Consider the following 12936-nt stretch of genomic DNA (forward strand, 5'->3'; position numbering starts at 1 on the left):
CTCTCGGATTTTCCATTCAGTAATTATTTGCTAATTTTAGTGCTCAAACCACGCAACTGAAACAAACACCAAAACATCAAACGAAACTCCCCAAAAATAAAACAACCTTCAAATTAAGAATACTTACTTTCTTGTGCAACGTTAGAAAGAGACCGTAGCAGACTACTTTTATGTCAAAGTAAAAAGTCCCTCACTGCCAGGAGGCCCCTATGGCTATCGGGACGACCAAGTAATCTCTTGGAGGGAAAATAGCGTTTATTTAAAGCAATAACCTTGTCTTAACCTCCCCCCATGAGAGGAGCGTCCAAATTATATGGTTTATTCCTAGGACAGCGATGTTTAATTCCGTGGACCAAACATTTCCTGCCTTTTGTAGCCTGAAGGTGGCTCAAAAGCATCTGGGTCAATCGCTTGGCGTCTGGTACTTCTTAGAGTAGATTCGCCTTCCAACGCGCCTGTATTTTCATCAAACTCTTGGGCTAGCACAGGGAAACCGTTTTCAAAATTTAAATCGGTAAACATATCCTTGGATCCGGACATGTTACCTACCCTTTCCTTAATGCCTTCATAAAAATTCTTCATGGAGTTAAAGGCATCCCTCGCTTCATCCCCGCCATCGATATTCTTCCAATCCGTTGTCCAAATTTCCCTTGTTTTCTTACCGTTGACATGTACCTCATATTTCACGCAAGGATATCCCTTTTTGGTGTCTTTTTCACCAGTTTTGGTCAATTCGGGTTTGGTTACTGGGGGTGTCATTCCGGGAATGGTAGTGCCATGTTCCTTCTGCATTTTTTCTATCATATCACGCTGTTCCTTGGTTAGGCCCTTCATGGCTTCCTCCATCATTTTTTTGGACTGATCCACGCCTCCCATAATGGACTCTAATGTAGCATCGTCCATTACATAGTAGCCTTTTGAATCGTCATCCACAATAATCATTTCGCCATTTTTCCCTCTATCGCCACGAAAAATCATTTGCCCTTTGCCTCTTCCATCGGCCCCTGCAGGAATTCCGATTTTTAAATTCTTTCCTTCAATGGACGCCTCCATAATATCAACCTCGGGTGGTGATTGTTCGTGATCTTTTACCTCTATTTCAAATACCACCCCGGGCATCAGCACTATATTTGATGCTGTTTCAGGACTTGGCATAAAGGCGGTTAAACCTAACAAAAAGAGTGTTGCCACAAACGTTACGGACAACTTTGATGGTGTGCGACTTAAAAATGATTTCGCTTCTAATTTTTGGATTGTTTTCATGATTAATAGCAATAATATTTTCATTATCAGAAAGATACTAAAAAAAAATGTTTCATTTGTTGTAAATATTCTTCGTATGAAGTAATTTACTTGCAGTACTTTGCCTAAATAGAAAATGAAAAGAACCAAAATAATCAATGCCTTCCTTATTGGATTTTTCGCAGGTGTCATCATTTATAGCGTTGCTAAAAACACTTGGGGATTTCTCACCTTGATCCCGTTGTTTTTTATTTACAAATTGGTTAATGGCTCTAAAAAATAGAATTAAAATACTTTTACCTAATTAACTTAAGGATAGATATCGCGCATCATCCTCCTGGATTATACTTGCGTGAAAAGCATTAGCCTACTGATTTCCAAGAAGGACATTGCTTTCGGGCTAAAAACAGATGTTGGCAAATAAACTCGCGTTAGGGATTGCAGAGGAAAGCCCACAGCGTCCCACTAAAAGGGCGCGAGGACTTGGAACGAAAAGCCCGACCCGATAGGGTAACGCCCAAATATTAAAAACTAAAAACGCCCACCAAAAGGTGAGCGTCCTAATTTATCTCATACTAACATAAACTAACTAATAAAATTAAGAGATAAAGAGTGTTTTTTAATTTTTAGTTTGACTGACCATTAGTTTATAAAATTAATGGACAGTGGATATGTTGGGGTCTCGCCGTTACTGGCTTTTATGGCATTGATTATTGGAAACACTACTGAAATAATACCCAGCACAACAAAACCCAGTAGGCCGAGGCCGAACAAAAGGATAAGCGGGATACACAACAGGCAGTACACGATTAAACTTAACTGGAAGTTTAAAATGTTTTTCCCGTGTGCGTCCATTTGATATACTTTTTCTTTTTGGGTGACCCACAAAATTAGCGGCACGATTAAACTGCCGAAACCGGTGGCCAATGAAATCAGTTGGCTTAAATGGGTGATAACTATTAGTTGATTGTCTTGTCTCATGATGGTTGTTTTTGATTGATATTGTTTTGATTGACACCTATTTGACGCATCAATTCCAAAAATGTTACAAGAGCTTTAGGGCTTTACGACTTAGGGATCAAAATTGGTCATCACTAAAAACGGAAAGTTAAAATTGTAGGCAATCTGCTCTTCTGGATAGGTTTTTAGCAAACGCTCAAAAAAGGAATGCTGTTTTTTTACCATGCCCAACATTTTAAAGTTGTTCATGTACATGTATTCCGTAATTGCACTAACTATATCTTGATCTTCTGCATCAATATATTCGTGCCTGGCATCACTAAAATGCTCATCAAAGAAAGCGAGATTGATGGATTGTTTACTGGCTATGCTATGCTTATCTGCCAAATGCAAAATGGTAAGATTGGCGTCATGTTTCTTCAAAATCGACTTCATAGCCAAAAGGGTTTCGCTATTGTACAAAGCAATATGATTGGCGGTAAATGCCACTTTGCGCAAGCCTTCGTACCTACAGTTTTTGGGGATGGCCAAAATGGGGGTTTTGCAACGATTAATGACGTGTACAGTGTTACTCCCAAATAATATTCTATCCAAACCTGTTGCTCCTTTAGTACCCATCACTATCAAATCGATTTGGTATTTTTCCACAGCTTGATTAATGGCATCCACAAAATTGTCATAATCCACAATGGAGAAAAAATGATGCTTTTTGTTAGGGTTTTTCTGTTGCTGTGTCGTTATAATATTTTCAATTGATTTTTTGGCTGCATCCACCAAAGTCTTATAAATAGTGGCCGAAGAATCCACCACCAACATGTCGTCCGAAATAAATGCCGAAGCCTTCTGTACATTTAAAAGGTAAAAATTACAAGGCTGGTCTTGGAACATTGCAACTGCATATTCAATGGCATTCAATGAATTGCTAGAGAAATCCGTTGGTAGTAATATTGCTTTCATGACCTTAGAATTTGATAGTATCTAAAGTTAGAGCCTTACAAACATTTAAACTATGACAATTGTCATCCAAAGTTGGCTCATGCCGCGCATACATGATATTTTAAGTCCTCCAGTATGTCTCAATAAAATGTAATTAATATCTTTAACATGGATTACATTTCAATTATGGCAGAAGAGGTTTCCATAAATCTTATTCAATTTTTGGCGGATATTCCGTTTTTTTCTGAAGTTTCGAATAAATCACTTAAACATTTATGCGATAATGTCGCTAAAGAGACCTTTATCAAAAATGAAGTGGTTTTTGAAAAAAACACAATAGGACAAGCCATGTACGCCATTTTGGAAGGCTCCGTAAAAGTCCATGATAAAAGCCACATTTATGACACCCTTTCGGTAGGTGATTGCTTTGGGGAATACGCCCTAATTGACAATGAAACACGTTCGGCCTCGGTTACGGCATTGGAAAAAATTAAAGTATTAAAAATTGAACGTGATGATTTTTTGGATTTGTTGCAACAGGATAGCGGATTTGCCCAGGGCATTTTGTCGGTAATGATAAAACGGCATCGCGAATTGGATACAATCCAGGAACGTTTGGCGACTTCCAAAACTGAGCTTGAAAACGCCAACAGTAAATTAAGCGGGTTGATTAATGGCGCGATGGATGCCATTATTATGTTTAATAGCAGTTTAAGAGTCGTACTAACCAATACTTCTGCTAATAAACTACTGGAGAATGATGATATTTTGCAACGTAACGTGCTGTTCTTTTTTGATGAAAACAGCGCTACTATTATTGAGAAGATTGTAAAATCAGAAGACAATAAAGAAGTTAATAGATATTTGCCAAGTATTGTGAAAGTGATAGGCTCCAATGGCACGGAAACTTTAAATGAAGGAACAATTAGCAAATATGGTCCGAGCGATAATCCCTTTTACACTTTGATCCTTAGAAATATCGAAGACCGGTTAATTGCCGAAGACAAAATAAATTTGCTCACTAAACAAACCGAATACCTTGAAGAAGAAATCAAGGAATTAACCAGCAGTTATGGGATTATTGCCGAGGATGCCAAGATGCAAAATACTTTAAATTTGGTGCATCAAGTGGCCAAAACAGATGCCACCGTACTGATCCATGGCGAAACGGGGACAGGTAAGGAATTGGTGGCGCGCGCCATCCACAAGGAAAGCAACAGAAACGATAAGCCACTTATACGCATCAATTGTGGAGCCATACCAGCCAATTTAATTGAAAGTGAATTATTTGGGCATAAAAAAGGAGCATTTACTGGAGCCACAGTTGACCGCAAGGGGCGATTTTTGTTAGCGGACAAAGGCACCATCTTTTTGGATGAAATTGGCGAAATGCCTCTAGAATTGCAACCCAAATTGCTTCGCGTTATCCAAGAAGGGGAGTTTGACCCCGTAGGGAGCTCAGAAACAGTAAAAGTAGATGTTCGGATTATCGCTGCTACCCACAGAAACCTATTCGAGTTTTCAAAAGAAGGCAAGTTTAGGGAAGATTTGTTTTACCGATTAAATGTTTTCCCCATTTCCGTTCCAGCACTCAGGGAACGTGGTAACGATATTTGTTTGATAGCTGAGGAAATGGTGTCTCAATTTTCAAAAAAACTGAACAAACCCATAGTCGCTCTGTCCGAAAAGGATAAGTCCCTCCTAAACTCCTACCACTGGCCCGGTAATGTCCGTGAGCTTCAAAATCTTATCGAACGGGCGGTTATCATCTCCAATAATGGCAAAATAGACTGGAAATCGGTGCTTCCCGGAAATTCAATTTCTAAAAATGAAAACGAAAAAATTCCCACCAAAAACATTTTGACTTCTAAAGAGCTTGTTAATTTAGAAAGGGAAAATATATTGAAGGCCCTCCGGCAAACCAAGTGGAAAATTTCTGGTAAAAATGGAGCAGCCGAACTTTTGGATTTACCACCCACTACCCTAGCCTCTCGGATTAAAGCCTTGGGCATCGAAAGACCCATATAACTTCACGATATTTCGTTGATTTAATTACGATATTTCGTTAATATTCGAATTATCGCGATTGATTTTATTTCCCTATTTTGATTTATATAATTGATTATCAATTACTTATTTAGTTTGGCACGCCAATCGCATTAAACCAATCAAACATTTAAAAAAATCAATTATTAATCAAATTAAAAATTAGAAAACATGATTACTACAGCAAATGTAAAAAACGGAGTTAACGTTGATCAATTAGTAGAAACTATTGGACACATCCAAGAACAACCAGAATTAGCAAAATTTGAATTCAGAGCGAAAAACAACTGGATCGAAGGCGGACACTGTGTGTCTGACATTAAAGGATTCTACGGTGCAGGTCAGGAAGACACTACGCGTCAAGAAACTTTTACTATGGAATGTGGGCATCCACATGTACTTTTGGGAGACGATAAAGGTGCTACGCCACCAGAGGTTGTATTGCACGCTTTAAGCTCTTGTTTAACCGCTGCAATGGTGTACCATGCCGCTGCTAATGGTATTGACATTGAAGGTGCAGAATCTACCATAAAAGGTGATGCAGATTTACACGGATTTTTAGGATTGGATCCTGAAGTGAGAACCGGTTTTAATGGCATCACTATGCAATTAAAAGTAAAATCTGATGCTTCTGCTGAGCAGTTGGAAAGACTAGCCAAGTTCTCTCCAGTATTTGATATGATTTCAAACCCTACTCCAGTTTCTATCGAAATTGTAAAGGAGTAACATCCATCATAAAAAAATGGCTACCGATTAAGCGTAGCCATTTTTTTCTTCTTCAAACACCACCATAAAATGAAAACTTCTACCCATAACATAGTAAACGCTAACCAAGCAGTTGCTTTAATGGCTTATAAAACTAATGCGGTTTTCCCAATTTATCCCATTACACCGGCTTCTGAAATGAGTGAACTGGCAGAGCAATGGAGTGCGGAAAACAAACAAAATGTTTTTGGGCAAATCCCTTCGGCGTTTCAAATGCAAAGTGAAGCCGGCGTTGCCGGAGCCATGCACGGTGCCTTGCAAACAGGAAGTTTATCTACAACATTTACAGCATCACAAGGTTTACTTTTGATGTTGCCCAATATGTATAAAATAGCCGGGGAATTGACCCCAAATGTGATTCACGTTGCCACGAGAAGCATTGCCACCCACGCCTTGTCCATTTTTGGGGACCATAGTGATGTGATGGCCGTTCGCCAGTCGGGATATGCTATGTTGGCCAGTGCAACGGTTCAGGAGGCGCATGATTTTGCCTTAATTTCACAATCAGCTTCACTGGAATCCCGCATTCCATTTGTGCATTTTTTCGATGGCTTTAGAACCTCGCATGAAATTAACAACATCGAACTAATGGATGATGAAACCATTCTTTCGTTAATCAATCCAAACCATATTAAACGTCATGCCGAAAATGCCTTAACTCCAAACAACCCTGTTTTAAGAGGCACCTCACAAGCGGAAGATGTATTTTTCCAAAGTAGGGAAGCTATCAATCCGTTTTATAATGCCTGCCCAGATATTGTTCAAAATGCAATGGATAAGTTTGGCGAATTAACGGGAAGACATTATCAGCTTTTTGAATATTTCGGTCATCCCGAAGCTGAACACCTTATTATTTCCATGGCATCATCCACAGAAACCATTGAAAGCACTATCAATCATTTCAACAAAAAAGGTGAAAAATACGGGTTGATTAAAGTTAGACTGTTTAGGCCTTTCAGCACAAAACATTTGATTTCGGCTTTGCCAAAATCGGTAAAATCCATAGCCGTTTTAGACCGCACCAAAGAGCCTGGAACATCAGGCGAACCTTTATATTTGGATACGCTCCAATCCATTTTTGAAGCCTACCAAAATAAAAAACTATCCACTTTCCCTGAAGTTATTGGAGGCCGTTACGGACTGTCTTCAAAGGAATTTACCCCATCCATGGTGAACGCCATTTTTCAAAATCTAAAAAGCGAAAATCCTAAACGCAATTTTACCGTTGGAATAAAAGACGATGTCACTCATTTAAGCCTCGATATTTCAGAATCCATCAACATCAATACAAATAAATATCAAGCCATCTTTTATCATGAAAAAGAAGCTACCCCTGATTTTGTAAACGCCCTAAAACTCGTCGGAGCAAAGGACAATACTTTTGTTCAGGGCTATACTCAAATCAATTATAAAAAATCGAATTCATACAATATATCTCATTTAAGAATAGGTGATGCACCCATAAAGTCACCCTATTTAATCGAGGATGCCGACTTTATTGGCTGTCAAAATGCACACTTCACTAAAAACGATACAATTTTTCACAACTTAAAACCAGAGGGCACGCTTTTGGTCAACACTTCACAAACGTCAAAAGCATTTTGGCAGTCGCTTTCGGCTGAAAATCAAGAGTTAATTATTAAAAAACAAATCAATCTTTTTATTGTCAACATTGATGAATTAAAAGCAAATCAAACTTTAAAACCTAATGACCTATCAGAGTTTTTTGGCTGTCTTTTAGCAATGAAAAAAGACCTTTACTATGATGATAACGTTGCGGATTTAGGCGAATGGATTTATAAAGTGGATATTGCTTCAACTTCTAAAAAAGTTTCATCAAATGAAGCATTTGACAAAACCTTTAACGAAAGCCTTTTGGGTCAACTTTTATCCGGAAAAGGCGATGACATCCCAGTAAGTTTAATGCCTGCGGATGGCACCTACCCAACAGACACTTCTAGATTCAATCCAGTACAAAATAATAGTTATTTACCCAATTGGGATACAGATTTTTGTACTCAATGTGGCGCATGTAGTATGGCCTGCCCTCAATCTGCACTTCGAATCAAGGTTTATAACGAAGAGAATTTTAATGACACTCCAAAAGCCTTTAAGCATATTCCTTCGGCTGATTTCGACTTGATGCAATACACCATTCAAATTAATCCAGAACAGTGTAATGGATGCAATAATTGTGTGGATGCCTGTCCTGTTAAAGCATTGACCTTGAAAACCCAAGACGAATTAGAAGAAGCCAAAAAGAATTGGAACTATTTTGAAACGATTCCAGAATTTGACCGCACAAAAATTGATGTTGCGAAAGTAAGCCAGCAACAATTGCAAGAACCTTTATTTAAATATTCAAGTGGTGTTGAAGGTTGTGGTGAGGCGCCTTACCAAAAATTGATGTCCCAATTGTTTGGGGACAGACTGTTAATAGCGAATGCAACCGGAGCCAGTTCAATTTTCGGGGGCGCTTTACCCACAACACCTTGGGCCAAAAATAAAGATGGACACGGGCCAGCTTGGTCAAATTCACTTTTTGAAGACAACGCGGAATTTGGTTTGGGCTTTAGAATGTCTATCAACCAAAAGGAAAAAGAGGCGAAATATCTTTTGGATTCTTTGCGCGAAGCATTGGACAATGATTTGATTGACAAAATCCTAAACGCAAAGCAAACCACCGAGTTGGAAATTCAGGAACAACGAAAAAATATAGACTTGCTTAATCTAGAATTGGCAAAGCTAAAATCAAAGGAAGCTTTACAACTTTTGGATATTTCTGAAAATTTAATCAAAAAAAGTGTTTGGCTCGTTGGTGGTGACGGGTGGGCCTACGATATTGGCTACGGCGGTATTGACCACGTTTTAGCTTCGGGCGAGAATGTAAATATTTTGGTTTTGGACAACGAGGTTTACGACAATACAGGAGCACAGGCTTCAAAAGCCACACCATTCGGAGCACAGGCTAAATTTGCTTTCAATGGAAAACAAAAGCAGAAAAAGGATTTAGGGCGCTTAGCGATGACCTACGACAATGTTTATGTGGCATCGGTTGCCATCGGTGTAGACCAAGAGCAAACCCTAAAAGCTTTCAACGAAGCCGAAAGTTTTAATGGGCCGTCGATAATTATTGCGTATTGCCACAGTGCTTCACATGGCATTGACGTGAAACACCCAAGTCAATACCACAAATTGGCTGTGGCTTCCGGACAATGGTTGTTATATCGAAACGATCCTCGCCGAATGGAAAAAAGATTAAACCCAATGCAATTGGATTCAGGTGTTCCTTCTATAAAAATACAGGAGTATTTGAAGCTAGAAAAACGGTTTTCAAAATTGTTTCAAAAGGACGAGGCACAATTCAAAACCCTAATGAAAATAGCTCAAAAACAGGTGGGTGATCGATTTGACAAGTATTTGGCAATGGCCTCCTTAGAAAGCAAAGTCAACAGAAATAAACTGATTCAAGATAACCGCATCAAAAGGCAATTGACTTATAAATAATGGTTATTTGACCTTCATTCGATTAAAGGTTTCCCAATCTTCCGGAGCACCGGAATCGACATATTTCAAGGATAAGCCCATAAAATAATTGGCAACCCCGTCTTTTGGATTTTTAGTCAATACCTTCTGAAAATGTTTTGATGCTTTTTTAAATTCCTTTTGCAAAAAGCATTCAAAACCTTTATCAAAATCGGTTAAGGTTTTCTTTTTTAAGGCAATGCTTTCTTCTTCGTCACCATCAAAACACTCATAAATACCGATAACATCATTTTTGCCTTTGGCCATCACTTTTCCGAGGAACCTAAAATTAAAATTGGCTTTGCCTTTTACGGTTTCCAAACTGTTTTCGCTTAACACAATTTTAGCTCCGTAGTATTTTGAAACGCCTTCCACCCGAGACGCCGTATTGACCGTATCCGAAATTATAGCAGGATCATTTCTTGTGTCATCTCCAATGATGCCCATTACCAAAGGGCCGGTATGAAATCCCATACCTACCGAAATTTCCCGATACCCTTCCAAAAGCCGTCTTTTATTATATTCTGAAATCGCTTTTTGCATTTCAATGGATGCTTTGAGCGCATGTGTGGCATCCTCTGGAAACAGTGCCATAATACCATCGCCAATATACTGGTTGACAAAGCCCTTATTATTATTAATGTGAGGACCCATTCGGCGTACATAAGCGCTCACGAATTTAAAATTTTGCTTCGGCGTCATGGATTCAGAAAGGGAAGTATAGTCTCGTACGTCTGTAAACAATACAGTGATTTCTTTCTTGCGATGATCTCCAAGCTTGGCTTCCGTGATGGACTCCCTTCCGATGGATTTTAAAAATTCCGATGGCACAAATTTGCTCGTTGCCTTGTGGATGCCGTAAAGGTTAAGATGGGTTTTAATTCGGCTTAACAACTCATTTTTTGAAATCGGTTTGGTGAGGTAATCGTTAGCCCCTGCGTTAAACCCAGTAACCAAATCGCTCACCCTATTTTTTGCGGTTAAAAGAATAATAGGCAATTCGCTGGCTAGGTAGGTTTTTCTGATGGTTTCACAGACCTCGTAACCGGACATATAGGGCATCATAATATCCAACAAAACCAAATCAAATTTTAAACCTTTGTCCAATAATGCCAGAGCCTCACTGCCGCTGCTAACCTCCTTAACGCCGTAGCCTGTCAATGTTAAATGGCTTTCCAACACACGCCGGTTAATTGGCTCATCATCAACAATTAAGATTTTGATTTGGGATGCATCGAGCTCCGCGCCTGCCGGAGTCTCAACGATAGTATTATCCAAATCATCAGGCACAACTTCTTGAATGATTTCTTCTTTTATTTCAATTATATCCGCTTCGTCAGCATCACTAATCGGTAATGTGAAACTGAATGTAGAGCCCACTCCAAGTTCAGAATCTACCTTGATTTCGCCACCGTGTAATTCTACCAATTGTTTTGTGACGGAAAGCCCCAACCCTGTGCCTGAATATGCTCTAGCTTCCGAACCATCCACTTGCTCAAAAGATTTAAAAATATCCTTGAGTTTTTCTTTTGCGATGCCGATTCCAGTATCCGAAATGAATATCAGGAGTTTATCTTCTTGTTCCTCAGCATCTATTGTTATAAATCCACTTTCAGTAAACTTAATGGCATTCCCTATCAGATTATATAGTATCTGTTCTAGCCTGTTTTCATCGGCTTCCACCAATGGTGCCGAAGCCGGAATATTGTTTACTAAGGTTATGTCCTTTCCTCCTATTAAGGTTTTGGATATTTTTAAAACCAAATCCGCCACGGCATGAATATGCATTGGTTTTGGCGACAATTTTAAATCTTGGTTCTTCAATTTTGAAAAATCCAAAATATCGTTGACCAAGTTGGATAGACGCCTCCCACTACTTGTAATCATATCCAAGCTTTCAGTTGCTTTTTTCGATAATTTCCCTCCCGCTCCATCTTTTAAGGATTCCGATAAACCGATAATTCCGTTTAACGGTGTACGCAATTCGTGAGAGGTATTGGCCAGGAATTCGTCTTTCAATTTATCGATCTTTTCTAGTTCTAGCCGTCGCTCCTGCTCCGCTTTGGCTTTGGCTACCATGCGTGCGTTTTCTATCTCCTTTTGCTCAAGCGATCGCCGATATTGAAATCGTTTATACACTATGAAAGCAATCAACAATACCAACACTACTATGGCAATGGCTATATTTCTAAATGTGGTTTGCCGTTTTAACTTCAAGTTTTTTATTTCCGCGTCCTTTTCAAGAGCGATAATGGCGTTTTGCTTTTTTTCTGTATCAAACCGTGTCTGAAGTTCCTCAATTTGTTGGGATTTAGTCTCGTTGTACAAACTGTCCTTTACCTGAGCCAATTTTATGCTGTATTCTAGGGCATTCTCATAATCACTTTGCGCTTTGAATAGTTTGAAGAAAATATCATAGTTCAACATTAAACGTTCCTTGTCACCTAAATTCTTAGCTATTTCTGTAGACATTTTTAGGAACTTTTCAGCTTCATCATAATTTTTTAATTGAGTGTAGTTTTTACCCAGTTCTGTATAACTCATGGAGAGTTCCCGTTTTTGTTGCAACTCCTCCCTAATCTTAAGGGCCTGAAAATGATAATTCAGTGCTTTGTGGTAATCCCCCTTAATACTAGCGACTTTCCCCATAGCCTCGAGGTCATAGGCCATTCCCCACTGACTACCAACCGCTTTATCAAGTTCAAAGGCATTTTCAAAATATGTGGTAGCTTTATCGTATTCCTTGAGAATCAAATAAGTATCACCGATATTATAGTTACAATTGGCCAGTTGCATTGTATCATCCAATTCGGTATAAATCTCAATCGCACTTCGGTAAGTTTCAAGCGCCGTATCGTATTTACCAGCTTTTTTTAAATTTTCACCAATAGCGTTGAGTGTGAAACCTTTTCCGAATGCATGGTTTTGCTCCTCGTAAATCTTTAAAATATCATAGTAAATCTTTAAACTTTCCTCCGACTCCCCTTGATCATCTAGAATAATAGCCTTTTGATAGAGCCCATCGGCCTGCGCAAGAATTTCATTACTATTTTTTGCATGTTGAATAAACTCCTCAAAATACGCCAGCGCTTTGGTATAATCACCCCTTTGACGTTCCAAAACCCCATATTGATACTTGGACATGGCAACATACCGTTGCAGATCGTGCCTCAAACTAAAATTGTGAAAACTATCGATCCTTTTTTCCGCCTCCTCGTTATCCGCTCTGGAATTCAGATATTCCCATGAAATATCTTTCAACATTTGCGCCTTAAGTGAATCGGAAGTGGTGTTTCGAAAAACGGATACTAGGCTATCTATTTTTTTTGTTTGACTGTGAATTTTACAGTTGAGAGAGAACAATACCAGTATGCAAAAGACATATTTCATCAATCTTAGAGGGTTGGTTGACCGTTAGTTTGCTAAAGTTAAGCGTTAAAATGTAAATCAAAAAATATTAGT

General features: G+C 38.9%; 7 protein-coding genes. 3 read left to right on the forward strand and 4 right to left on the reverse strand.

Annotation, left to right across the window (positions count from 1 at the left end):
* Positions 1–339: 339 nt before the first annotated feature.
* The 3 genes from H7U19_RS14305 to H7U19_RS14315 all read right to left on the reverse strand — a co-directional run bounded on the left by H7U19_RS14305 (position 340) and on the right by H7U19_RS14315 (position 3159).
* Positions 340–1263: a hypothetical protein gene (locus H7U19_RS14305; RefSeq protein WP_186563558.1), complete on the reverse strand. Its 924-nt coding sequence runs from the start codon at positions 1261–1263 to the stop codon at positions 340–342.
* Between the two features lie 621 nt (positions 1264–1884).
* On the reverse strand, positions 1885–2223 hold the full coding sequence (locus H7U19_RS14310) for a DUF4870 domain-containing protein (RefSeq protein ID WP_186563559.1): 339 nt from the start codon (positions 2221–2223) through the stop codon (positions 1885–1887).
* A 90-nt stretch (positions 2224–2313) separates the two neighbouring features.
* Positions 2314–3159 (reverse strand): universal stress protein, encoded by an 846-nt coding sequence (locus H7U19_RS14315; RefSeq protein ID WP_186563560.1) that lies wholly within the window; start codon positions 3157–3159, stop codon positions 2314–2316.
* Positions 3160–3306: 147 nt separating this feature from the next.
* Here H7U19_RS14315 and H7U19_RS14320 point away from each other — a divergent pair, with 147 nt between their 5' ends.
* The 3 genes from H7U19_RS14320 to H7U19_RS14330 all read left to right on the forward strand — a co-directional run bounded on the left by H7U19_RS14320 (position 3307) and on the right by H7U19_RS14330 (position 9456).
* Positions 3307–5166 (forward strand): sigma 54-interacting transcriptional regulator, encoded by a 1860-nt coding sequence (locus tag H7U19_RS14320; RefSeq protein ID WP_186563561.1) that lies wholly within the window; start codon positions 3307–3309, stop codon positions 5164–5166.
* Between the two features lie 189 nt (positions 5167–5355).
* A complete protein-coding gene (locus H7U19_RS14325) occupies positions 5356–5910 on the forward strand; it encodes an OsmC family protein (RefSeq protein WP_186563562.1) in 555 nt (184 codons plus the stop codon).
* Between the two features lie 69 nt (positions 5911–5979).
* Positions 5980–9456, forward strand: a complete 3477-nt coding sequence (locus H7U19_RS14330; protein ID WP_186563563.1) for a 4Fe-4S binding protein — start codon at positions 5980–5982, stop codon at positions 9454–9456.
* 3 nt (positions 9457–9459) lie between these two features.
* On the opposite strand, the gene H7U19_RS14335 is transcribed toward H7U19_RS14330, so the two are convergent.
* Positions 9460–12738, reverse strand: coding sequence for a response regulator (locus H7U19_RS14335; RefSeq protein ID WP_186563564.1), 3279 nt, complete (start codon positions 12736–12738; stop codon positions 9460–9462).
* Positions 12739–12936 lie beyond the last annotated feature (198 nt).

Source organism: Hyunsoonleella aquatilis (assembly GCF_014270105.1).
GTDB classification, from domain to species: domain Bacteria; phylum Bacteroidota; class Bacteroidia; order Flavobacteriales; family Flavobacteriaceae; genus Jejuia; species Jejuia aquatilis.

Bases quoted from the DNA above. Each gene is read 5' to 3' on its own strand.
- H7U19_RS14305 (WP_186563558.1), bottom strand. From the start codon at position 1,263: ATGAAAACAATCCAAAAATTAGAAGCGAAATCATTTTTAAGTCGCACA.
- H7U19_RS14310 (WP_186563559.1), bottom strand. From the start codon at position 2,223: ATGAGACAAGACAATCAACTAATAGTTATCACCCATTTAAGCCAACTG.
- H7U19_RS14315 (WP_186563560.1), bottom strand. From the start codon at position 3,159: ATGAAAGCAATATTACTACCAACGGATTTCTCTAGCAATTCATTGAAT.
- H7U19_RS14325 (WP_186563562.1), top strand. From the start codon at position 5,356: ATGATTACTACAGCAAATGTAAAAAACGGAGTTAACGTTGATCAATTA.
- H7U19_RS14335 (WP_186563564.1), bottom strand. From the start codon at position 12,738: ATGTTGAAAGATATTTCATGGGAATATCTGAATTCCAGAGCGGATAAC.
- H7U19_RS14320 (WP_186563561.1), top strand. From the start codon at position 3,307: ATGGATTACATTTCAATTATGGCAGAAGAGGTTTCCATAAATCTTATT.
- H7U19_RS14330 (WP_186563563.1), top strand. From the start codon at position 5,980: ATGAAAACTTCTACCCATAACATAGTAAACGCTAACCAAGCAGTTGCT.